This is a genomic window from Collinsella aerofaciens, from assembly GCF_040920445.1.
GTDB lineage: Bacteria > Actinomycetota > Coriobacteriia > Coriobacteriales > Coriobacteriaceae > Collinsella > Collinsella aerofaciens_BH.
Genome location: NZ_JBCOTQ010000007.1, coordinates 42,067 through 65,659 on the forward strand (window position 1 = coordinate 42,067; position 23,593 = coordinate 65,659).

Here is a 23,593-nt window from a genome sequence, read left to right on the forward strand (position 1 = left end):
AAAAGAAGCCGCCCCAATAAAAGGAGGCGGCATCAAACAAGTCTATTTATCAGCGTCCCTCAAGACCCAACGAGAACGTCGCGGTAGCCCCGGACACACCTTTCCCTCGGGCGACCCTCGCGAAGCGCGTGAGCACGAGGGAAAGGTGTGTCCGGGGCGTACAGCAACGTTACTCGGCAGCGGCCTTGAACTTGTTGTAGTTGATCAGGCAGCCGGCCTTGACGATGGCACGCTCCTCTGCCGTCATATCGGCAATGTAGAGCTCGATCTGCTCGACCGCACTGTCGGCGCGCACCACGTAGGCGGTGATCCCCTTTAGGTCGCCGTCGAGCGCGGCGCGGATACCCGGCACGAAGACGTAGTCGCCCACCTCAAAGTTGGGCTCGGCCTCCATCTGGAAGGGCACCATGCCCCAGTTCATCACGTTGGAGCGATAGCGCTTGGTGGCGTACTCGTGGACGATGTTGGCCAGGCCGCCAATTACGCGCTGGCAGCTCGCAGCCTGCTCGCGGGCAGAACCGTCACCGGGCTTCTTGGCGTAGAGCATGGAGCCGTACTCGGTCGCCTTGGCATCTGCCGCGACACCCGCGCCGGCCAACGCCTCAAACACGCTGGCAAGCTCGGCATCGAGTGCTGCCAGGTCACCCGCGGACTCGCCAGCCACGCGGCGCTTCTCCACGGCGTCGACCTCCTTGGAACGGCCCACGTAGGCCGGGTCGCGGCGGCTCAGCGTAAACTCTGCCAGGCCCAGCGGGTTGGAGCGGAAGGAGCTCGTCTCGCCCGAAGGAATGAGCTCGTCAGTCGTGGTGACCGGGTCCATGATCTTAGAGCACACCTTGAGCAGGATATCGTCGCCGAGGGGCTCCATCGCGGGCCACGGCTTGATGTTGGGACCCTCGACCAGTTCGTCGGCAGGCTCCGCCTTGCCAAAGCCCCAATACACGCGCTTTTTGTACGGCGCGTCGTCAAAGGTGTACTCGCAGGCCTCGTCCCAAGTCTCCTCGGGCAGGTCGGTCGCCGGCATCAGGACGCCGCCGTTGGCAGCCGTCGCCGCAATGGAGCGAGCGTCCATCAGGGCCACGGCGCTCAGCTGGCCATTGCCCGGCTTGGAACCCTCGCGGTTGGGGAAGTTGCGCGTGGTGTGGCGGATGGACAGACCGTTGTTGGCAGGCGTGTCGCCGGCGCCGAAGCACGGGCCGCAGAACGCCGTGCGCACAATCGCGCCGGCCTCCATAAGGTCGTAGATGTAGCCGCGGCGTGTAAGCTCGAGTGCCACGGGCTGGCTCGTGGGATAGACCGACAGCGAGAACTCGCCGCAGCCGGTGTTGGCGCCCTTGAGCACGCGAGCAGCCTGGACCACGGAGTCGTAGTTGCCGCCCGAGCAGCCGGCGATAACGCCCTGCTGCACGTGCAACTTGCCGTCGACGATCTTGTCGAGCAGGCTAAAGTGCGTCTTGCCCTCGCCGATCTTGACGGCCTCGAGCTCCACCTCATGCAGGATGTCCTCGAGGTTCTCGTTGAGCTCGTCGATCTCAAAGCCGTTAGAAGGATGGAACGGCAGCGCGATCATGGGCTTGATACTCGACAGATCGACTTCGACGCAGCCGTCGTAGTAGGCAACATCGGCGGGCTTGAGCTCGCGGTAGTCCTCGCCGCGACCGTGCATGGTCAAAAACGCGTGCGTGTCCTCGTCGGTGGCCCAGATGCTCGACAGGCAGGTGGTCTCGGTGGTCATGACGTCGACGCCGTTGCGGTAGTCGGTCGTCATGCTCGCGATACCGGGGCCCACGAACTCCATAACCTTGTTCTTAACGTAACCCTTGGCAAAGACGGCACGAATGATGGCGAGCGCCACGTCGTGCGGGCCAACGCCGGGGCGCGGGGCGCCCGTGAGGTAGATGGCGACAACGCCGGGATAGGCAACATCGTAGGTGTCGTGTAGCAGCTGCTTTGCCAGCTCGCCGCCGCCCTCGCCCACGGCCATGGTTCCCAGGGCGCCGTAGCGGGTGTGCGAGTCGGAACCCAGGATCATCTTGCCGCAACCAGCGAAGTTCTCACGCATAAAGGAGTGGATGACGGCGATGTGCGGCGGGACGAAGATGCCGCCGTACTTCTTGGCCGCGGAAAGGCCAAAGACGTGGTCGTCCTCGTTGATGGTGCCGCCCACGGCGCACAGCGAGTTATGGCAGTTGGTAAGCACGTAAGGCAGCGGGAACTGCTCCATGCCCGAGGCGCGCGCCGTCTGGATGATGCCGACAAAGGTGATGTCGTGGCTCGCCATGGCGTCGAAGCGAATCTTGAGCGCCTCGGGGTCGCCGGACGTATTGTGTGCTTGAAGGATCGAATACGCGATGGTGCCGCGCTTGGCATCCTCGGGCGTCTGCGTAATACCGCGCTCGGCAGCCTCGGCCACAGGCACAACCTCACTGCCGTTACGCAGGTAGATGCCGTCCTCGTACAGCTTGACCATACTGTCTCCCACTCTGCCCAAAAGATTTGGGCGCATAGCATACATTCGTTCAATATCGTGCCATAGAACGGTTGCGAGTGGGTTACGAATCTACACGTTCACTTTATCTCGGTAAAGCAAAGGACGAGCCCCTTGCATCACTCTCTGGACAAGGAGTGTCCCAAAGTGCCGGCACAAAAGGAACGTCCCCAAGTGCCAAGTGCCGCAAGAATGTCCCCTTTAACTAGTCATTTAAGAACGTCCCCAATGACCACCGCATCCGGAGCAAGGCAACGCCGCAGGTAGAGGACGGACAGCGAGCGGCGTCCAGAGCGAACAAGTTGGCATGAAAAAGGCAAGGCATAGACCTTCTGGTCATGCCTTGCCTTTTGAATGACAAATTGTCGCTCTGGGCGGCGCGCAGCGTCGGCCCGTTACGCGGGTTGGTAAACCCGCGTAACTACAAATCCCCGCCGGCGCCCAGCAGCTTGCGCATGACTTGCTCGGGGTTGACTGAGCCGTCGCGCGGGGCCAGGGCGGTGATCTTCTTCTGCATCTTGTACTCGTGCAGCTCATCTTCGAGCTGGCGTACGCGGGCGCGGAGCTTCTCGTTCTCGTGCTCGCGCTCCTCGGCACGCTCCTTCATATCGAGAATGCGCACCACGCCGGCGAGGTTGATACCCTCGTCGGTCAGCTGGTTGATGAGCTCTAGGCGCTCGATATCGGCACGCGAATACAGGCGCGTGTTGCCGCCCGAGCGCTGGGGGTTCACCAAGCCCTTGGACTCGTAGACGCGCAGAGTCTGCGGATGCATGCCGGTCAACTCGGCCGCCACGCTGATCATGTACAGCGGTTTATTCCTATTGTCCTCGGCCATGCTACCTGACCCCTTTCCGTCTCGTTATCGTCCATCATAAGCCCGCGGGCGCGGGTGTGCGCCACGACCGCCCTAGTACGTCGCCTTGTAACGGTTGACCTTCTCGCGATAATCGCGCGTGTCGGCCTCGCGCAGCTTGGTCATGGCATCGCGCTCGTCATCGGATAGGTTCGTGGGGACCTGCACCTTGATCTCGACGAGCAGCGCGCCCGTGCGGCCACGGTGCTTAACGTCGGGCGCCCCCATTTCCTTAAAGCGGAACTTCTTGCCCGTCTGGGTACCCGCGGGCACCTTCAAACGAACCGTCGCACCGCCGGGCGTCGGCACGTCCACCGTGCAGCCGAGCGCCGCCTCATAGACCGAGACCGGTACCTCCATGGTCACGTCGGCACCTTTACGCTTAAACAGCGGATGCTCCTCCACGTGCGTGGTCACGACCAGGTCGCCGCGCTCGCCGCCGGCAACGCCATACTCGCCGCGACGCTTGTAGCGCAGCTTGCCGCCATCGACCGCGCCCGCAGGGACCGAGACCGTAATGGTCTGCTGCTCGCCCGTCGAGGGAATGCGGTAGGTGACCTTGTGCGTCACGCCGCGAAACGCGTCCTCGGCCGTCACGTCGACAGTCAGCGACAGGTCGCCGCCCTTGCGCGCGCGGTTGCGGCCCGCACCGGCACCGGCAGCGCCCGCGGCCCCGGCAAAGCCCGAGCCCCAATCGCTGCCCCAGGCGCCGTTGCCGCTAAAGATGCTGTCAAAGATATCGCCCCAGCCGCTCGCGCCGGCACTGGCTCCGTAGCCACCGCTATACGCGCCGCCCGCGCCCGGCATGCCGCCAAACATGAGCATCTGGTCGTACTCTTTGCGCTTCTTCTCGTCCGAAAGCGTCTCGTAGGCCTCGCTGATCTCCTTGAACTTGGCCTCATCGCCGCCGGCATCGGGGTGATATTTTTGCGCGAGCTTGCGAAACGCGCTCTTGATCTCTTTGTCGGAGGCGCTCTTGGATACGCCCAGGATGTCATAGAAGGTTTTGCCTGCAGCCATCGTAGCTCCTCTCCTGTTACGTCCGCCGCCCATGCAGACGACGGCCCATGCTTTCATATGGCACTAGGCCAGAAAGGGCCCCGGGTGTTGCCCCGGGGCCCCTCTCAATTACTCCTCGGTGCTCTCGGCCGTATCGGCCGCAGCATCCTCGGGCGCCGCTTCGGGCTCCGGTGCGGGGCGTTTCTCGCCGCCGTAGGTCACCGTCACCATCGCGGAACGCAGGATGCGATCCGCCATGCGGTAGCCCTTCTGGTACACGTCGTTGACGGTCTCATCGTACTGCGACGCGTCCTCGACGCGACCCACAGCCTGGTGCTCGAGCGGATCGAACGCCTCGCCCTTGGGGTCGATGGGCTCAACGCCCTCATGCGCAAACACGTCGAGCAGCTTGGCATGTACCGCGTCGACGCCATCGACGAACTGCTTAAAGTCGTCAGAAAGCTCTTGGCTGCGGGCATGGTCGATCGCGCGCTCGATATCGTCGATCACCGGCAACAGCGCGGTGACAAGCTTCTCGGTCGCGCGCTCGCGCTCGGCGATGCGCTCGTTGGCGGTGCGGCGACGGAAGTTCTCCCAGTCGGCCTGCAGACGGGCGGTGCGCTCGGTGGCGTCCTTTGCCTTGTCCTCGGCGGCCTTCTGAGCCTCTGCCGCAGCATCGAGCTCATTGCGCACGTCGGCAAGCTCTTTCTGAGCCTGCTCGAACTTGAGCTTAAAGTCGTTGTCGGCGGCTTCTTCACCGGCGCGGATAGCGGCTTCCACCATCTCGTCCTCGGTCATCGTCGCCTCCTTGTTGGAATCCTCTACTTGGTTCTCGGCAGCCTCGGCGGCCGAGGCCTCGTTGGCCTCGGTAACGTCTGCGGCCTCTACGGGAATCTTCACGTCCTTCTCCTCAGAGTCAACGGGGGCGGCGCCAGCGGCGGCCGCCTCCGTGCGAGCTTTACGGGCGGACATGATTATTTGTCCTCGTCGTCCACAACCTCGTAGTCGGCGTCGACGACGTCATCGTCGGCAGGCTGGGCGCCGGCGGCACCGTCGGTCTGCTGCTGAGCGTCGGCGTAGACAACCTGGGCCAGCTCGTAGGCCACGGACTGCAGGGACTCGCCGGCGGCCTTGATGGCCTCGACGTCAGAGCCCTCGAGCGCCTTCTTGGCGTCGGCGATAGCGGCCTCGGCCTTGGACTTCACGTCGGCGGAAACCTTGTCGCCCAGCTCGTTGAGGGTCTGCTCGGTGGAGTAGCACAGGCTGTCGGTCTGGTTGCGGACCTCGACCTCTTCCTTCTGCTTCTTGTCCTCCTCGGCATGAGCCTCGGCGTCCTTGACCATACGATCGACTTCGTCGTCGGACAGAGCGGTGGAGCCGGAAATGGTGATCTGCTGCTCCTTGCCGGTGCCCTTGTCCTTAGCGGAGACCTTGACGATGCCGTTGGCGTCGATGTCGAAAGTGACCTCGATCTGCGGCACGCCGCGGCGGGCAGCCGGAATGCCGGTCAGCTGGAACTTACCGAGCGACTTGTTGTCGCGGGCAAGCTCGCGCTCGCCCTGGAGCACGTTGATCTCGACGCTGGTCTGGTTGTCGGCAGCGGTGGAGTAGACCTCGGTCTTGGAGGTCGGGATCGTGGTGTTGCGGTCGATCATCTTGGTCATGATGCCGCCCATGGTCTCGACGCCCAGCGACAGCGGGGTAACGTCGAGCAGCAGGATGCCCTCGACGTCGCCGGTGAGCACGCCGCCCTGGACGGCAGCACCGTCGGCAACGACCTCGTCGGGGTTCACGGACATGTTGGGCTGCTTGCCGGTCATGGTCTTGACGAGCTCCTGGACAGCGGGCATACGGGTGGAGCCGCCGACGAGGATGACCTCGGTCAGATCGGAGAGCTTAAGCTTGGCGTCGCGCAGGGCGTTGGTGACAGGCTGCTTGCAGCGCTCGAGCAGGTCGCGGGTGATCTTCTCGAACTCGGCGCGGGTCAGCGTGTAATTGAGGTGCAGCGGGCCGGACTGGTTCATGGTAATGAACGGCAGGTTGATGGTGGTCTGCTGGGCGGCGGAGAGCTCCTTCTTGGCGTTCTCGGCGGCCTCCTTCAGACGCTGCAGGGCCATGGGATCCTGACGCAGGTCGACACCGTTCTCCTGCTGGAACTTATCGGCCATCCAGTCGATGACGCGCTGATCCCAGTCGTCGCCGCCCAGGTGGTTGTCGCCCGAGGTGGACAGAACCTCAAACACGCCGTCGGCGAGGTCGAGGATGGAGACGTCGAAGGTGCCGCCGCCCAGGTCGAAGACCAGGATGCGCTGGTCGGTGCCCTGCTTGTCCAGGCCATAGGCAAGAGCAGCAGCGGTCGGCTCGTTGACGATACGCTTGACGTTGAGGCCGGCGATCTTACCGGCGTCCTTGGTGGCCTGACGCTGGGCGTCGTTGAAGTAGGCCGGGACGGTGATGACGGCGTCGGTGACGGTCTCGCCCAGATACTTCTCGGCGTCGGCCTTCATCTTGGCGAGCGTCATGGCGCTCACCTGCTCAGCGGTGTAATCCTTGCCCTCGATGTCGACGACGGCACGGCCACCCTGGCCCTCCTTGACCTCATACGGCACGGTCTTGATCTCGGAGGTGCACTCGGAGTACTTGCGGCCCATGAAGCGCTTGATGGAGAACACGGTGTTCTTGGGGTTGGTGACAGCCTGGTTCTTAGCGGCCTTACCAACGACGCGGTCGCCGTCGGCACGGAAGCCCACGACGGACGGGGTGGTGCGGTCGCCCTCGGCGTTCACGATAATGGTCGGCGAACCGCCCTCGAGGACGGCCATAGCGGAGTTAGTAGTACCAAGGTCGATACCAAGAATCTTACTCATTAGAAATTCCCTCTCTCTTTTGCGTTCGCGCCGCCTCGACGATCTGTCGCGCGGCGCTTCGGCTTGTCTTTCAGGATGTAGTGTATCCCCTTATGGGCCGGAATATACAAAATCTAAGTCAATTCATATAAGATTTCTTATTGCTGAGAGTTTAGGTTCTTAAATGCGCAGGTAGACGCACTGTTTGAGTTCTCGGCAAATCTATCGAGATCTATGTAGAGATGGCTGAGGTTTGCGTCCGGGGGTGCCTGGGGGCCGTCTTGCGGAAAGCTCATCCCGGTTTGAGCGTGGATTCCGGGTCGCAGTTTCCGTCTGAAGGCTCAACCGGAAACCGTATCCCGTTTTGAGAGCTGATACCGGGTCGCAGTTTCCGCTAGCGGGCCCAACCGGAAACTACGACCCGTTTTTCGGCCAAATAACGGGATGCCCTTTCCGCAGGCGCGCTCAATAGCTCAATATTTCAAGTCACCTTTAGCTAACATTTGCGCAGCTCAACGGCCCCACCTGCGCGTTTTTTAGTAAACCTTGGCATACTCGGCGAACGGTATGAAGATGCCGGTCAGAGGGTATTGCAAACGGTCGCTCCCGTGGTATGTTTTTGCCCGAATCAAACCGGCGCGCATCGCCTGTAGCGTCGGTCAACAGAGAGGAAACTACCATGGCTCATCCCGTAATTGATGCCGACGAGTGCATCGCTTGTGGCGTTTGCGTCGACTCCTGCCCCGCTGGCGTTCTGGAGCTCCAGGACGTCGCTACCGTCGCTGACGAGGACTCCTGCGTCGCCTGTGGCGCTTGCCAGGACGCTTGCCCCGCTGGCGCGATCACTGAGATCGTCGAGGAGTAACAACTCCCCACTTGCACACTCAAAAGTACACCGTGCACAAAAAAGGAGGCTTCCGCATCGCCGCGGAGGCCTCCTTTTTGTTTGTGCGGATAACTAATTTGGCACCGCTGCAGATTGCCGCTTAGGGGCGTTTGCAGCATCGGCTACGATAGGTCGTCTTCGTAGGGCATGAGGTCAGCCAAGTAGCCTTTCTCCTTGAGCATGGCCTCGATCTCGTCGAGGGTCTGCTCGTCTTCCGCCGCGATGCGATGGAAGTGGTAGCCGCTCGTCACCGTTAGTAGTGGAAAGCTCTTGCCGCTCTCGATATCGTGCAGGTAGCGCTCAACATCGCGACGATTGCGGATGTCCAGGTCGGCCGTGATCTTACCGTACACGCGGTGATTGACGATCACGTTGAGCACGGCACCACCGGCGTCGACGATACTCGTGAGCTCATCGCCTGCCTGCTCCACGCCGTGGCGAACCTTGACCAAGCGCGTGGGAACAGCCGGACTGCTCGCCGCCTCCTGCAGCACGTAGCCGCGATTGGTCGCCACGATATCGTGCCCATCGGCGCGCAGCAGGGCGATGTCTTGCACGACAATCTGGCGGCTCACACCCACCTCACGAGCAAGTGCGCTGCCGGAGACGGGGCCCTTGGCTCGCTCGAGCACGCCCATGATGGCACGGCGACGCTCGCGGGCGTCCATTATTTACCGTCCAGCAGACGCAGGTGCTTAAGCGAGAGGTCGAGAATCGGCGCAGAGTGCGTCAGGGCGCCCGAGCTAATATAGTCGACACCCAGATCGGCCAGGGCGCGAATGTTGTCGGCGTCCACGTTGCCCGAACACTCGGTCTTGGCACGACCGGCGATAAGCTCGATAGCGGCCGCCATGTCGTCATGGGTCATATTGTCGAGCATGATAATGTCGGCACCGGCTTCCACGGCCTCGCGCACCATGTCCAGGTTCTCACACTCGATCTCGACCGTCGCAGTAAACGATGCATGGGCGCGCGCCATCTCGATTGCACGCGTCACGCCGCCGGCGGCATCGATGTGGTTGTCCTTGAGCATGACGGCCGTCGACAGGTTGTAACGGTGGTTGCTGCCGCCGCCAATCTCGACCGCGGCCTTCTCAAAGACGCGCATGCCCGGCGTGGTCTTACGCGTATCGACGAGCACGGTCTTGGTGCCCTCGAGCGCCGCGGCCATCTGGTGCGTATAGGTAGCGATACCGCTCATGCGCTGCAGGTAGTTGAGTGCCACGCGCTCGCCCGAAAGCAGCACGCGCGCGTCGCCGCGCACCTGACCCACATGGTCGCCGGCGTGCACCTCGTCGCCATCGGCAACGTCGAGCAGCACCGAGCTCTGCGAATCCAGCAGTTCAAAGGTGCGGGCAAACACATCCAAGCCGGCGATGATGCCGTCGGCCTTGGCGATAAGCTCCACCGTGGCGGGACGCGCCGTGGGGCACACGCTCACCGTGCTCACGTCCTCAAAGGTAATGTCCTCGCGCAGAGCCTGCAGAATCAGATCATCGACGACGAGCTTCATGGTAATGGGATTCATGGTCTACTCCTCCACGGCCTGCGTGCCGGCGGCACGGGCCAAATCATCGATTGCCAGGGTGTCGGCGCTCAGGGCGCGATGACGGCCATCGAGCGCGGGATCGCCCGCCTGCTCCACGGCCAGCGACTCGCCGGTACGCATGTACCACGCGGCGCGACGACCCCAGACCAGCGCCTCGAGCAGGCTGTTTGATGCAAGGCGGTTTTTGCCGTGAACGCCGTTGCAGGCCGTCTCACCCGCGGCGTAGAGCTCGGGCATCGAGGTGCGGCCGTCCTTGTCGACCCATACGCCGCCCATAAAGTAGTGTTGCGTGGGCGTGACGGGGATGGGCTCGTCCAGGATGTCGCGGCCGTCCTCCAGGCAGCGCGCGCGGATATTGGCAAAGTGCCCGGTCACCACATCGCGCTCGACGGGGGCGAAGCTCAGCCACTCGTGCTCGGTACCGTCCTGCTTCATCTGCTCGCGAATAGCGGCGGCGACAACGTCGCGCGGCTGAAGCTCGTCGGTAAAGCGCTCGCCGGCGGCATTGAGCAGAATCGCGCCCTCGCCGCGGCAGCTCTCGCTGATCAGGAAGGTGCGGCCCGGCTGCGGCGAAAACAGGCCCGTGGGGTGGATCTGCACGTAGTCCAGGTGCTCCATCTTAATGCCATGCCCCTGAGCGATGTAGCAGGCGTCACCGGTGAGCTGCGGGTAGTTGGTGGAGTGATCGTACACGCCGCCGATGCCACCCGTCGCCCACAGCGTATGGCGGGCATGGATCTTAAACGGCTTACCGGCATGCACGCCCTCGGCGGCATTTGCCAGCTCGTCGGCGGGGCGAACCGAGTTGTCCTCGTCCACGGAAACGGCGACGACACCGGCACACACCGTGGCGCCGTCACGCTCGCCCGTCAGGATATCGGTCATGGCTACGTGCTCCAAAATCTGCACGTTATCCAGCTTGCGAACGGCCTGGAGCAGCTTGGTCGTAATCTCCTTGCCGGTGATATCGGCATGGAAGGCAATGCGCGGACGGCTGTGCGCGCCCTCGCGGGTAAAGTCGAGGCTGCCGTCGGCCTTGCGCTCAAAATCCACGCCCATCGCTAGCAAGTCGTTGATGACCGAGCGGCTCGAGCGGATCATGATGTCGACGCTCTCGCGGCGGTTCTCGTAATGGCCGGCGTGCATGGTGTCCTCAAAGAAGGCATCATAGTCCGAGCCCTCGGGCAGCACGCAGATGCCGCCCTGCGCGAGCATCGAATCGCACTCATCGACCGCGCCCTTGGAGAGCATGATCACGCGCGTGCTCGTCGGCAGATTGAGGGCCGCGTACAGACCCGCCACGCCGCAGCCGGCAATGACGACGTCGCGCTCCATATCGGGGTATTGCTTGGTTTCCACAGGAATCCTCTCCCTTGTAATGTGGCATAAGGGACCGTCCCTCATGCAACATTGTTCTAGCGTGCTGCGTACTCGAGCATACGGTCGAGCGTGAGCTTGGCCTGGTCTGCTGCCTCGTCCGAGACGCCGATCTGCACCTCGCCCTCGCCCGTCTCCAGGCAGCGCACGAGCTTTTCGAGCGTGATAAGATCCATGTTGACGCAGGTGGGCTGCACCGCGGGGAAGTAGAACTTCTTGCCGGTGCCCTGGCAGCGGCGCTCGAGCTCGTAGAGCACGCCGCGGACCGTCACGATAATGAACTCGCTCGCGTCGGACTCCTCGGCGTACTTGATAATGCCGGCGGTGGAGCCGATGTAGTCGGCCTCGGCCAGGACGTCGGCCTTGCACTCAGGATGCGCCAGCACGAGCGCGTCGGGGTGGGCCTCCGTCGCGTCGACGATCTGCTCGACGGTGATGATGTGATGGCGCGGGCAGTAGCCGTTGTTGAGAATGACGTGCTTTTGCGGCACCTGCTCGGCTACGAAGCGTCCCAGGTTTTGATCGGGAATGAACAGGACATGCTGCTGCGGCAGCTCGGACACGATCTTAACGGCGTTGGAGCTGGTGACGCACACGTCGCTCCAGCTCTTGATCTCGACCGTGGAGTTGACGTAGCAGACGACAGCCAGGTCGTCGCCGTACTCGGCGCGCGCCGCGTCGACCGTCTCGTGCTTGACCATGTGCGCCATGGGACAGTCCGCGCCCGGCTCGGGCAGCAGCACGGTCTTGGTGGGGTTGAGCAGCTTGGCGCTCTCGCCCATAAACTCCACGCCGCACAACACGATGGTCTGCTGCGGCAGGCTCTTGGCGAGCTTGGCCAGGTAGAAGCTGTCGCCGACGTAATCAGCCACGGCCTGCACCTCGGGCGCCACGTAATAGTGCGCCAGGATCACCGCGTCACGTTGGGTTTTTAGTTGCTGAATGGCCTCGACGAGCTCTGCGGGCACCAGTGCCGCACGCTCCGTTGCCGTCGTTGCCGATGCCAGGCCGGCCGCGATATCGCGTGCAAGCTCCGACGCATCCATGTTCGCGCTCTGTGCCATCAAGGCCCCTCTCTTTTGGCGAATCTTGGGGCTTTAGTATGACACCTAGGTTTACAGCTGACAAGACAGCTGTAAACCTAGGTGTAAAGTTGAAATAAAGATTCAATCATGTGGCAGGTCCATATTCGAACTGGCAAGCTGAGGATAGCTGAGCTCTCGATGGCGCAGGAGGCATCTTTCGCCACCGCAATACCGCTTGGCGCGAGTTGCACGCCGTGGGGCGCAAACGGTCCGCACCCCCACAAGCGGTCCGCACCCAATGTGGCAAAATCGAACTACTAAGGGGGCTTAGAATGCTCAAGATTATTGCCTGCGACGATGATGTCGCTTTTCTAGATAGACTGCACCGGATGATCGACCGTTGGTCGACCGAGACGGGCACGACGGTCGATGTTGCGCTCGTCACGCGCGGCGAGGACCTGCTGGCCCGCCATGCCGCATCGCGCGCCGACATCATTCTGCTCGACATGATCATGCCGCTCGTCAACGGCATGGACACCGCACGCGAACTGCGCCAGGCCGACACCGCCGTGCGCCTGGTGTTCCTCACCTCGTCGCCCGAGTTCGCGCTTGAATCCTACGAGGTCCGCGCCTTCGACTATCTGCTCAAGCCCGTGACTTACGAACGCCTGGCGCAGTTACTCGACGAGCTTTCGAGCATGCGCCCGGCGGCAACCGACGAGCTCGTGATCAAAACTTCCTTTGGCTACCACGCCCTGCGCCTGTCCGACATCGAATATGCCGAGGCGCGCAACAAGCACGTGGTCTTCCACCTGCGCGACGGACGCGATATCGAGGCACTCGAGTCGTTCCGCAGCGTCGAGGACCGCTTGGAGCAAAACGCGGTCTTCTTTAAATGCCACCGCAGCTACCAGGTCAACCTGCGCAATATCGATCACTTTGACCGCACGGACATCGTCATGCGCTCGGGCGCGTGCATCCCGCTTTCGCGCAGCTGCAAGCAGGGATTCCAAGACGCCTACTTTGCGGCGCGCTTTGAGGGTGGGAGACACTGATGGTCTCCTCGGTCGAAATGGTCCTTTGGGCAATCCACCACGCCACGACGCTACTCTTTGGCGTCTTTGCCTCGGCGGCGCTGTGCGGTGTCGAGATCAACCGGCGTCATGCGCTTGAACTGGTGTTGGTCGGTGCCGTAACCGGATGCGCATTTGGCCTCGCCAATGCCGTCGGCGGCGAGCTTTTTGCCCGCCAGGTATATCCGCTCGTCGTGCATCTGCCGCTCGTCATCTATTTGTGCGCGCGCTACCGCCTGAGCCCGCTGCTTGCCGTGCTCGGCATTACGAGTGCCTATCTGAGCTGCCAGTTCAGCAATTGGATGGGCATCGCCGCATTTGCCGCAACCGATTCTCAGATCGCGTACTATCTGGCGCGCATCGCGACCACACTCGCCGTCTTTGCCGTCCTGTTGCATTGGGCCCGTGACATCGGTCCGCGCTTGGCGATTAAAAGTACCACCGAGCTGGGCATCCTTTTAATCCTGCCGCTCGTCTATTACGTCTTTGACTATGCCACCAACGTCTACACCACGCTGTTCCACTCGGGCTCGGTGGTGACGGTTGAGTTTTTGGCATTTGCGCTCTGTGCCTTCTATCTTATGTTTCTTGCCGTTTACCTGCGCGAATACGAAGAAAAGGAAACCGCCGAGCGAGAGCGCTGGATGCTCGAAACCCGCGACAGCGCCGCCATCAAAGAGCTCGAGGCTTGGCGTCAATCTGGGCGCGAGCTGTCGATTCTTCGCCACGATATGCGCCACTTCCTACGCGGCCTGGCCGCTTTAATTGAGGAGGGCCACACCGACGAGGCGCTCAAACGCATCGATGAACTCTGCGAAGTCGGCGATCGCACCGCCGTACGCCGCTTCTGCGCCAACGAGACCGTAAACATCGCGCTTTCGTCATTTAACTCGGATATCAATAGAAACGGCATTACCGCCAACCTGCGCGCCGCCGTACCCGAAACCATCCACGTAGGTGACGCCGACCTGTTTAGCGTGCTCTCAAATGCCTTGGAAAACGCTATCACCGCTGCAAGCGCCGCACCCCAAGGAAAGCGATTCGTCGACTTTGACCTGCGATTAGAGGACGGCCAGCTGCTGTTGTTAGTTTCCAACACGTTTGACCGCACGCCGCGCATGGTCGACGGCATGCCCGTAGCCGGGTACACCGGACACGGCTTTGGAACCAAGAGCATTAAGCTTGCCGTCGAACGCATGAACGGCAACTGCCAGTTCCGCATTAACGGCGATCGGTTTGAGCTGCGCGCTGTGATGTAAGGGCGCGGGCGCGACGGATTTGCGTTCCGCGGGTACGGCTCGCCCGCTCGGGGTCGTTTGTCGACGCGGGCTCGCTACAGCGGGGCGGCCGCCGGAGTCAGCTGCTTGATGTAGGCCCACATGCGCTGCTTAGCGGCCTTGTCAGTGAGCGCCGCCTCAAAACCGTCGAGCGCGAGCACGCGGCGGCCCTGCACATGAGCGACCAGGCCGGGCTTGAGCATGGCGGTGTCGAAGTCATCGATCGCCACAAGCATATCGGCGTAGGTCTCGCGCATGGCGTCAGCCGCGTTGTTGTCGAGCAGTAGCACCGCCTCGGGGTCCAAGGCCTCAAGCGCCTCGCGGAACAGCTCGCACGGCAGAGTCTCGCCCACCGCGACCGCTCCGTCGCCCACGCCGGCGACGCTTGCCAGCACGCAAAAATCCTCGGGCGCGTAGCCGATGGCCCCAAGCGCCTTGCGCAACGCCGCGCCATCCGGGCCGGCGGCAAGCTCGCCACCCGAACGCTCGGCCTCGTCCAAATCGCCTTTGACCAGCACGATCGGCGAGCACGCGTTGCCCGCGATACGCACGCCACGGACCGCAAGCGATGTGAGCTCCTGCTCGGCCGCCTGGGCGATGGCTTCTTTTTTCTGGCTTTGTGACGTGGACATGCGCTCTCCAATCGTTTGCGTGCCCACCATTATATAAAAGAGCTGCCCGCGAGTGGTTGCTTTGCGGGCGGCTGGGTATAAGCACGGTCGTACTGAGTTTTACGCGGCCGAGCCGCGTCGCATTATGGAGGTCACCATGGCTGACATTAATCAGATTACCCCCGAGAACTTCGATTCCATCGTTAACGACAGCCTGCCCGTGCTGGTCGATTTTTGGGCACCGTGGTGCGGGCCCTGTCGATCCCTCTCGCCCATCGTTGACGAGGTTGCCGATGAGCTGGCGGGCAAGCTTGCCGTTGCCAAATGCAACGTCGACGACAACCAGGACCTGGCCATGAAGTATGGCGTCATGAGCATCCCCACGCTGATTGTGTTTAAGAACGGCGAGGAGATTGACCGCTCAGTTGGCGCTCTACCCAAGGCGAGGCTGCAGGCGCTGCTGGAGAAGCATCTGTAATACGCTTGTTACTTACTCGCCGTCTATGAGCGGTTTTGCACCGCTCGCCGGACTTCTGGATGCACCGAGTGCAACCACGGATAGTATGGTAGTCACAAACAGCCCCCAGTGAACGGGTGCGGGTCGCACAGACTCGTACCCGTTTTCTTATGCAGCTGCGCGCAGAGCGGGCGTAGTAAAATCTGAACCACTGAACTGCCCCATACAAAAGGAGATTTTCCATGCATGATGTTGGAATGAACATGAGCCAGCTTGCCATGAGCGTCAAGCAGGTCGACGACACCATCGAGCTCGCTCACGAATGGAGCCATCAGTTGCTGCATGCGACCGAGATTTTTGACATGGAGCGCATCGGCGCCAAGCTCGAGGCAGCCATGGCCGCGCTGCACGAGGCGCATGACGCGCTCGAGGGCTACGAAGAGGCCATCGAGGCCGACCACAACTCCGTCGGATCCGTGAAGCTGGTGTAGGGTGTCCGAACACGAACACGAGCACGGCTGCGGGCACGAGCACGAGCATCCGCACGGGGCGGACGGTGACGCGGGCTGCCACTGTAGTGGCTCCGGCTCCGAGCTGGTCCGTTTTTCGGTTACCGCACCCGACGACCTGCTGCGCCGTTTTGACGAACAGATCGCGCGCCGCGGCGACGTGGCCAACCGCTCCGAGGCCGTGCGCGACCTGATTCGCGCCTCGATCGCCAAGGAGCAGATGCGCACGCCCGATGAGCATGTTATCGGGTCGCTCACCATGATCTACGACCATCACACCGGCGATCTGACACGCCGCCTGGACGAGGTGCAGCACGACTACACCAACGAGATCGTATCGACCATGCACGTGCATCTGGATCACCACAACTGCTTGGAGATTCTGGCGCTCAAGGGTCGCGGCGAGCGCGTCTACGAACTAGCCGACCGCCTGCTGGGCCTGCGCGGCGTTAAGCACGGCGAGCTCACGTGCGCCGCCACTAAGCAGAGCCTGGGGCTGTAGCGGAATTTCCCGCAGCGCACCTGCCAAAAAGGGACAGGTTTGTTTTGGCAGGTTTAGCGTTTTACCTACCAAAATAAACCTGTCCCTTTTTGGTCGGTTTTGATGAGGGGTGTCGCATGCGGCATGTGCATATTCATGTGACGGGCATTGTGCAGGGCGTTGGCATGCGACCGTTTGTGTATCGCGAGGCCATGGCGCATGGCATTTGCGGATGGGTGCTCAATGCGGGCGACGGCGTGCATATCGAGGCGCACGCTTGTGCCGAGGCGGTTGACGGATTTGTCGCTGCGCTTTCTGAGCATGCGCCCGCGGCGGCTCGCGTTGAGCGAGTCGATATTGCGGATTTGGAGCCTGGCGGTTGGAGCACTGCCGATGAGCAGGGCTTTCACATTGTGGCGTCGCAGGACCAGACCGCGCACACCACACTTGTCTCGCCCGATATCGCCACCTGTGACGATTGCCTGCGCGAGTTGTTCGATCCCGCCGACCGACGCTATCACTGCCCCTTTATCAACTGCACTAACTGCGGACCGCGCTTTACCATCATCCGCTCGCTGCCTTACGATCGAGCGGCTACCTCGATGGACCGTTTTCCCATGTGCCCCGAGTGTGCCGCGGAGTATGCCAATCCGCTCGACCGGCGTTTTCACGCGCAGCCCGATGCCTGCTTTGATTGCGGGCCGCATATTACGTGGCGTGAGGCTGTGAACGGCGATGCGTGCGGGAATTCGTCCGCGACACCGGCCGTCGGCACCACACGCGAGGCCAGCGACGCTATCATCGAGCGCTGCGTTGAGCTGCTGGCCAGCGGTGGCATCGTCGCCATCAAGGGCCTGGGCGGATTCCATCTATCCTGTGACGCTGCCAACGAGCAGGCGGTGGCCGAGCTGCGCCGTCGCAAGCGTCGCAGCAATAAGCCGCTTGCCGTCATGGTGCGCAGTCTTGCCGATGCCGGGCGCCTGTGCCATATCGACGACGCTGAGCGCGAGCTTCTCGCCGGCAGTATCCGCCCCATTGTGCTGCTGCGCCGGCGCACTGTTGGCGAGGGCAACGGCGGTTCCCCCGACATCCTCGCCCTCGCGCCATCTGTCGCGCACGACTTGCCCGAGCTCGGCGTCATGCTCCCCTATACGCCGCTTCAACATCTGTTGCTTGCAGCTGCCGCGTCGCATGACATGCATGCGCTGGTCATGACCAGCGGAAACCTGAGCGAAGAGCCCATCGAGACCGACGACGCCCTTGCATGGGAGCATCTCGTTGCCGCCGGCATCGCCGACGCGCTGCTCGGCAACGACCGCGCGATCCTGTCGCGCTACGACGACTCCGTGGTACGCGTGGTCGACGGCGACGTCATGCCCGTACGTCGTGCACGCGGATATGCGCCGCAACCGCTGTCGTTGCCGGCGCTCGACGGCACCACGCCCTGCGTACTCGCCTGCGGGCCGCAGCAAAAAGCCACGATTGCACTCACTCGCACGGACTCGGACGGTCATACGACCTGTTTTGTGTCGCAGCATATCGGCGATGTCGAAAACGGCGCGACTTTCGATGCTTGGAGCGCCGCGCGCTCGCGTCTGGAAAACCTCTTTGACCTGGCGCCTGCCGCCTTGGCATGCGACATGCATCCCAGCTATCTGTCGAGCCAATGGGCGCGCGAGCAGGCGCGCGAGCACGATCTGCCGCTTATCGAAGTCCAGCACCACCATGCGCACATCGCGAGCGTAATGGCAGAGGCGATTGTCGCAGGCCGGCTTGCGCCCGATGCACGCGTCCTCGGCATCGCCTTCGACGGCACGGGCGCCGGCACCGATGGCACCATATGGGGCGGTGAGTTTCTTGTCGCCCGTCTCACCGATTTTGAGCGCGTCGCGCATCTGCGCGCCTGGGCGCTTCCCGGTGGCGCGGCCTCCGTGCGCGACGCCCGCCGCAACGCCTTTGCCCTGCTCAGCGAGCTCGACCTGCTCGAGCACCCGGGAGCCGCGGGGCTCTTGAACAGCCTTGACGAGCAAACGCGCAGCATAACGGCAACGATGATCGAGCGCGGCATCAACAGTCCGCGCACTAGCAGCATGGGTCGCCTGTTTGATGCCGCAACCGCGATTTTGGGCATTTGCGGCCAGGCAACCTACGAGGGCGAACCCGCCATCGAGCTCGAAGCCGCCGCCTGGCGCGCGCTCGACAGCGAAATCGCCCATTTTCCCGACGACAACGCCGGCTACTCCGCATCTAACCCATCGTGGCTGGACGGCCCCTATGTTCTGGACCAGAAAGCACTCTTTGAGGCACTTTTGGGAGGAATTGAAGCCGGAGCGCCCGCCAACAGGCTCGCACTCGACTTCCATGTCGGCATCGCGCGCTCCTCGGCGCGCATCGCCAGCGATATCTGCGTGCACGAGGGCATCGACACCGTCGCGCTCTCGGGCGGCGTGTTCATGAACCGACTTCTGCTTCAGCTCCTCGCCCGCGAGCTCAAAAGCGCGGGCCTTACTGTCCTTGTCCCCCACACCGTACCCGTCAATGACGGCTGCATCGCCTACGGTCAGGCGGCGGTCGCAAGCGCTCGTCTTGCGCAGATTGCATCACAGTAGCTCGCCCTCGCACGCCGCCGTCTCACAGGCGTAACGCGTTTGCCCGCGAACCCCGCGAGCGCTACCATCAACTGATGGATTATTGAGCGCCCGTCCAGCGCAAAGCGTATAAAAGGGGAACAATATGTGCCTTGCCGTTCCCGGTAAAGTAGTCAAACGCGACGACGACCTCAAGGCCACCGTCGACATGATGGGCATCGAGCGCCCTGTTTCGCTAAGACTCGTGCCGACGGCGCAGGTTGGCGACTATATTCTCGTACACGCCGGCTTTGGCATCCAGATCGTCGACGAGCAGGAAGCGCAAGAAACGCTCGAGCTCGTTAATGCCATGACCGAACTGGTCGAAGAAGACCAACTGGCCAGCAACCCGGCCGAGGCATACTAGTGGCGGCCGGACAGCCGGCTCGCTCCGGTATCGACTTTTCGGCATTTCGCGATTCCAAGCTGGCCCGCGAGCTCATCGAACGCATCCATGAACTCGTCGGCGACCACACCATCAACCTTATGGAAGTCTGCGGCACGCACACCGTGAGCATCGGCCGCTATGGCTTTCGCTCCATTATGCCGGCCGGGCTCAAGCTGCTGAGCGGACCGGGCTGCCCCGTCTGCGTTACCGCCAACCGCAACATCGACCACGCAATCGCGCTCGCCAACATCGACGGCGCCATCATCACCACCTTTGGCGACATGATGCGCGTGCCCGGATCGTCCACCTCGCTCGCTGCGCAAAAGGCGGCAGGGCGCGACATCCGCATCGTCTACTCCCCACTCGACGCGCTCGACATTGCCGAGCAAAACCCCGATCGCCCGGTCATTTTTATGGGCGTGGGCTTTGAGACTACGACGCCCACCATCGCCGCCGCCATCTTGGAGGCCGAGGCGCGTGGGCTTTTGAACTTTTCGGTCTATTGCGCCCACAAGACCACGCCGCCGGCGTTGCGTGCCATCGCCAACGATCCCGAGACCACCATCGACGGCTTTATCCTGCCGGGCCACGTCGCCACCATCACGGGCTTGACGCCCTTTAGCTTTTTGGTCGATGAGTTCGATACCCCGGGCGTGGTCACAGGATTTGAACCGGTCGATATCCTGCAGGGTATCTGCATGCTGGTCCAGATGGTTGTCGAGGGCAAGCCCGCGATTGGCAACGCCTACCGCCGTGGCGTCAACACAGACGGCAACCCCGTGGCGCGCCAGCTGGTCGAGCAGGTGTTTGAGCCATGCGACACCACGTGGCGCGGGCTGGGGCCGATTGCCAACTCGGGCCTTTCCATCCGCCCCGAGTTCTCGCGCTTTGATGCCCGCGCTCGCTTTGACGTGCCCGTTGAGGCGACGGTCGAGCCGCGTGGGTGCCGCTGCGGCGACGTGCTGCGCGGGGCCATTACGCCGAGCGACTGCCCTCTGTTCGGCCACGCTTGTACACCCGAGCACCCCGTCGGCCCGTGCATGGTGAGCTCCGAGGGCAGCTGCGCAGCATATTTCCGCTACCGAGGCTAATTGGTTCCGCCGTTCTAACGGACGGCGGACCGGTCGACGCTGAGCCTCACCCATATAATTCCACCCACGATTGGAGTTTTCGATATGTCCCATAGCGTTACCGATAGCACCGTCCTGCTGGGTCACGGCTCCGGCGGCCAGATGATGAAACGCATCATCGACGAGGTCTTTTTGGATGCCTTTGGGTCGCCCGAGCTGCTCGAGGGCAACGATGCCGGCGTCGCCGCGCTGCCCGCGAGCGGGCGCATCGCCATGTCGACCGACAGCTTTGTGGTCTCGCCGCAGTTCTTCCCCGGTGGCAACATCGGCCGCCTTGCCGTGTGCGGAACCGTCAACGACGTCGCGACCTCAGGCGCCAACGTGCGCTACCTGTCGTGCGGATTTATCCTCGAAGAGGGCTATCCCATGGATAAGCTCCGCCAGATTGTGCAGACGATGGCCGAGACGGCGCATGAGGCGGGCGTGTCCATAATCACGGGCGACACCAAGGTGGTCGAGCGCGGCGGGGCCGACGGCGTCTACATCAATACCGCCGGCGTGGGCGAGGTTCCCACGGGCGTGGCGCTCAGCGGCGCCAACTGCCGCCCCGGCGATGTCATCCTGGTCTCGGGTACGCTGGGCGACCACGGCATCGCCATCATGAGCCAACGCGAGGGCCTGGCGTTTTCGAGCACGATCGAAAGCGATGCCGCGCCGCTCAACCACCTGATTGCCGACGTTCTGGCCGCAGCGCCCGGCACGCGTTGCTTTCGCGACCCCACGCGCGGTGGCCTAGCGTCCACACTCAACGAGTTTGCCCAGGCCAGCAATGTCGCCATGGAGGTCGACGAGGATGCCGTGCCCGTGCGTCCCGACGTGCAGGCCGCCTGCGAGATGCTCGGCTACGATGTGTTGCAGGTGGCAAACGAGGGCAAGATGGTCGCCGTCGTACCGGCCGAGCAAGCCGATGCCGCACTGAGCGCCATGCGCGCCGCCCACTACGGCGAGAACGCCGCCATCATCGGTCGAGTGCTGCCACTTGCCGAGGGCGCCCGCCCCGCCGTGCGCGTGCGCACCGGCTGGGGCTCGACCCGCATCCTCGACATGCTCGTGGGAGAACAGCTGCCGAGGATTTGCTAGGGCGAAACCACACGGTCGGCGCGATGCGGCCTGATACCCCTGGAGATGTTCAGATTCCAAGCACGCCCAACGCGGAAGCCCAGTATTATGGGGTGCGTTTTAAACCCAATGACGGGAGTTTTTATGGCAGCAGCTTTTTCCCATGTGATCTTTGACCTGGACGGCACCATCCTCAACACACTCGAGGACCTGGCGGCCGCCGGCAACCATACCTGCGAGATGCACGGCTGGCCCACGTTTGCCGTAGACGAGTACCGCTACAAGGTGGGAAACGGCATGCTCAAGCTGGTTGAGCGCTTTATGCCCGCCGAGTATGCGGGCGACGGCCGCATGTTTGAGCAGGCGCTTGCCGAGTTTAGGGCTTACTACGGCGAGCACAAGGAGGACCACACCGCCCCCTATGCCGGCACGATCGAGACGCTCGACCGCCTACGCGCCGCGGGCGTTCAGCTTGCCGTGCTCACCAACAAGGACCACGTCTCGGCGGCTCCGCTTATCGAGAAGTATTTTGGTTCCGAGCGCTTTGCGCTGGTGCAGGGCCGCGTCGATGCGTTTCCGCCCAAGCCCGAGGCGCCTGTTACGCTGCATGTGATGGAAGAGCTAGGCGCCGATCCGTCGACCACGCTCTACGTGGGCGATTCCAATGTCGATATCCTGACCGGCCACAACGCCGGCCTTAAGAGTGCAGGCGTCAGCTGGGGCTTCCGCGGCCGCGCAGAGCTGGAAGCCGCCGGCGCCGACTACGTGGTGGACACCCAGGACGAGCTCGCAGCGCTGATCCTGGACGAGTAACGAGCGACACTGTTTAACGCAGCTGCGACAATTCTTCCGCGCAGAAAGCGCATCCCGTTTTGGAGCTCCGGAATGGGATGCGCTTTCCGTTTGAGGCGCATCAGGGAAAACGCATCCCGTTTCAGAGTAATATTCCGGGTCGCACTTTCCGCAACCCACCCCATCCGGAAAATGCGACCCACTATTCGGCCAAAAACCGGGTCACGGTTTCCCAAGCAATCGATGCAACGCTGGCACAAGGAGTGTCCCCAACTGCCGGCAGAAAAGGAACGTCCCCAGCTGCCGCCTTCGGCAGCGATGGCAACGCCACAGGTACAAGCGCCACTTTAAGCCAGCCAAGGGAACGACGTTGTTTTGGCAACGACAGACACTATGACCCAATCCGAGGGCACTAAAAAGATAGGAGCCCCCGCTCGTGACCGCGGGTCGGGGCTGCGACAATGATGTTGAAGTGCCATAGGCGCAGCCGCGCCGCAACGAGGTTGGGAGGCTCCCATGCCAAAGTATTCTACCGCGTTCGGGATGGACGTCCACCTGAGGTCGACCACCGTCTGCGCCCTCGACGCGGACACCGGCGAGGCCGTGACGAGGAGGTTCCCCGGCAACCCCTGGGGCGAGATCGCCGGGTGGATGGATGGGTTCCCCGGGCCGTCGCTCGCGGCCTACGAGAGCGGCTACCTCGGCTTCGCCCCGCAGAGGGAGCTCGCCGGGCTCGGCGTCGAGTGCGTCGTCGCCGCGGTCTCGAAGATCCCCAGGTCGGCCGCCGACTCGGCCTCCAAGAACGACAGGAACGACGCCGCCAGGATGGCCAAGGCGATACTCGCCCACGACATCTCCCCCGCATGGGTCCCCTCCCCCGAGGTCGAGGGCATCAGGGACCTCGCCGGCGCCTACGACGGGGCGACCGCGCGCCTGGCGACCGCCAAGCAGCGGCTGCTCGCCTTCCTCGCAAGGCGGGGGTTCGTCTACGGCGGCACCACGCCCGCCGGCAACCCGAGGAAGTACTGGACCTACGACTTCCTGAGGTGGCTCGACAAGGTCAGGCCTGAGGACGATGGCGGGGTTCGGGCGCTCGCCGCCCTGAGGAACGAGGTCGAGGCCGCGGCGGAGGCCCGGGCGGACCTGCTCTCCGAGTACAGGGC

At 62.9% G+C, this 23,593-nt stretch carries 22 protein-coding genes; 12 read left to right on the plus strand and 10 right to left on the minus strand.

The genetic code is table 11. From position 1 onward, the window contains the following. Positions 1–169: 169 nt before the first annotated feature. The 5 genes from AB5405_RS01990 to dnaK form a co-directional block, all read right to left on the minus strand. The gene (locus AB5405_RS01990; protein ID WP_368137423.1) at positions 170–2,470 is read right to left on the minus strand and encodes a hydratase; all 2,301 of its coding nucleotides are present in this window, start codon (positions 2,468–2,470) and stop codon (positions 170–172) included. A gap of 439 nt (positions 2,471–2,909) precedes the next feature. Continuing rightward, entirely contained in the window at positions 2,910–3,326 is a 417-nt protein-coding gene (locus AB5405_RS01995; RefSeq protein WP_343006476.1) for a heat shock protein transcriptional repressor HspR, read from the minus strand. 72 nt (positions 3,327–3,398) lie between these two features. Further along, on the minus strand, positions 3,399–4,364 hold the full coding sequence (locus tag AB5405_RS02000; RefSeq protein WP_368137425.1) for a DnaJ C-terminal domain-containing protein: 966 nt from the start codon (positions 4,362–4,364) through the stop codon (positions 3,399–3,401). 108 nt (positions 4,365–4,472) lie between these two features. Next, positions 4,473–5,315, minus strand: a complete 843-nt coding sequence (locus AB5405_RS02005; RefSeq protein WP_138341721.1) for a nucleotide exchange factor GrpE — start codon at positions 5,313–5,315, stop codon at positions 4,473–4,475. 2 nt (positions 5,316–5,317) lie between these two features. Beyond that, on the minus strand, positions 5,318–7,210 hold the full coding sequence (dnaK, locus tag AB5405_RS02010) for a molecular chaperone DnaK (protein ID WP_055310046.1): 1,893 nt from the start codon (positions 7,208–7,210) through the stop codon (positions 5,318–5,320). A 592-nt stretch (positions 7,211–7,802) separates the two neighbouring features. On the opposite strand from dnaK, the gene AB5405_RS02015 reads away from it, so the two are divergent. Beyond that, positions 7,803–8,054 carry a ferredoxin family protein gene (locus tag AB5405_RS02015; RefSeq protein ID WP_158564522.1) on the plus strand — a complete coding sequence of 84 codons (252 nt, stop codon included), beginning with the start codon at positions 7,803–7,805 and terminating at the stop codon, positions 8,052–8,054. A 143-nt stretch (positions 8,055–8,197) separates the two neighbouring features. On the opposite strand, the gene AB5405_RS02020 is transcribed toward AB5405_RS02015, so the two are convergent. Genes AB5405_RS02020 through nadA form a run of 4 tightly spaced genes read right to left on the minus strand, consistent with a single transcriptional unit; the run spans position 8,198 to position 12,065 of the window. After that, positions 8,198–8,743: a transcription repressor NadR gene (locus tag AB5405_RS02020; protein ID WP_368137426.1), complete on the minus strand. Its 546-nt coding sequence runs from the start codon at positions 8,741–8,743 to the stop codon at positions 8,198–8,200. Next, the gene (gene nadC, locus AB5405_RS02025) at positions 8,743–9,603 is read right to left on the minus strand and encodes a carboxylating nicotinate-nucleotide diphosphorylase (RefSeq protein ID WP_138341717.1); all 861 of its coding nucleotides are present in this window, start codon (positions 9,601–9,603) and stop codon (positions 8,743–8,745) included. The genes AB5405_RS02020 and nadC overlap by 1 nt, the downstream gene beginning before the upstream one ends. Before the next feature lie 3 nt (positions 9,604–9,606). Continuing rightward, positions 9,607–10,983, minus strand: a complete 1,377-nt coding sequence (locus AB5405_RS02030; protein ID WP_368137428.1) for an L-aspartate oxidase — start codon at positions 10,981–10,983, stop codon at positions 9,607–9,609. 56 nt (positions 10,984–11,039) lie between these two features. Beyond that, entirely contained in the window at positions 11,040–12,065 is a 1,026-nt protein-coding gene (nadA, locus tag AB5405_RS02035) for a quinolinate synthase NadA (RefSeq protein WP_161115199.1), read from the minus strand. Positions 12,066–12,358: 293 nt separating this feature from the next. Between nadA and AB5405_RS02040 the strand changes: the two genes are divergently transcribed. Beyond that, entirely contained in the window at positions 12,359–13,081 is a 723-nt protein-coding gene (locus AB5405_RS02040) for a LytR/AlgR family response regulator transcription factor (RefSeq protein WP_368137430.1), read from the plus strand. Next, the gene (locus AB5405_RS02045) at positions 13,081–14,358 is read left to right on the plus strand and encodes a GHKL domain-containing protein (RefSeq protein WP_368137432.1); all 1,278 of its coding nucleotides are present in this window, start codon (positions 13,081–13,083) and stop codon (positions 14,356–14,358) included. Before AB5405_RS02040 ends, AB5405_RS02045 begins: the two co-directional genes overlap by 1 nt. A gap of 74 nt (positions 14,359–14,432) precedes the next feature. On the opposite strand, the gene AB5405_RS02050 is transcribed toward AB5405_RS02045, so the two are convergent. Further along, entirely contained in the window at positions 14,433–15,008 is a 576-nt protein-coding gene (locus tag AB5405_RS02050; RefSeq protein WP_161115202.1) for a hypothetical protein, read from the minus strand. 136 nt (positions 15,009–15,144) lie between these two features. On the opposite strand from AB5405_RS02050, the gene trxA reads away from it, so the two are divergent. The 9 genes from trxA to AB5405_RS02095 form a co-directional block, all read left to right on the plus strand. Then, positions 15,145–15,465 carry a thioredoxin gene (gene trxA, locus AB5405_RS02055; protein ID WP_022093990.1) on the plus strand — a complete coding sequence of 107 codons (321 nt, stop codon included), beginning with the start codon at positions 15,145–15,147 and terminating at the stop codon, positions 15,463–15,465. 221 nt (positions 15,466–15,686) lie between these two features. Further along, entirely contained in the window at positions 15,687–15,935 is a 249-nt protein-coding gene (locus AB5405_RS02060) for a hypothetical protein (RefSeq protein ID WP_368137433.1), read from the plus strand. A gap of 1 nt (position 15,936) precedes the next feature. After that, on the plus strand, positions 15,937–16,455 hold the full coding sequence (nikR, locus tag AB5405_RS02065) for a nickel-responsive transcriptional regulator NikR (protein ID WP_368137434.1): 519 nt from the start codon (positions 15,937–15,939) through the stop codon (positions 16,453–16,455). 116 nt (positions 16,456–16,571) lie between these two features. Further along, positions 16,572–19,043, plus strand: a complete 2,472-nt coding sequence (hypF, locus tag AB5405_RS02070) for a carbamoyltransferase HypF (RefSeq protein WP_368137435.1) — start codon at positions 16,572–16,574, stop codon at positions 19,041–19,043. A gap of 124 nt (positions 19,044–19,167) precedes the next feature. Then, positions 19,168–19,428 carry a HypC/HybG/HupF family hydrogenase formation chaperone gene (locus AB5405_RS02075; protein ID WP_117773714.1) on the plus strand — a complete coding sequence of 87 codons (261 nt, stop codon included), beginning with the start codon at positions 19,168–19,170 and terminating at the stop codon, positions 19,426–19,428. Next, entirely contained in the window at positions 19,428–20,540 is a 1,113-nt protein-coding gene (gene hypD / locus AB5405_RS02080; protein WP_368137437.1) for a hydrogenase formation protein HypD, read from the plus strand. Before AB5405_RS02075 ends, hypD begins: the two co-directional genes overlap by 1 nt. Before the next feature lie 84 nt (positions 20,541–20,624). Then, positions 20,625–21,659 carry a hydrogenase expression/formation protein HypE gene (gene hypE, locus AB5405_RS02085; RefSeq protein WP_368137438.1) on the plus strand — a complete coding sequence of 345 codons (1,035 nt, stop codon included), beginning with the start codon at positions 20,625–20,627 and terminating at the stop codon, positions 21,657–21,659. A gap of 123 nt (positions 21,660–21,782) precedes the next feature. Next, positions 21,783–22,451: an HAD family hydrolase gene (locus tag AB5405_RS02090; protein WP_368137440.1), complete on the plus strand. Its 669-nt coding sequence runs from the start codon at positions 21,783–21,785 to the stop codon at positions 22,449–22,451. A 495-nt stretch (positions 22,452–22,946) separates the two neighbouring features. Continuing rightward, on the plus strand, positions 22,947–23,593 hold a 647-nt coding region (locus tag AB5405_RS02095), incomplete at its 3' end, for an IS110 family transposase (protein WP_368137442.1).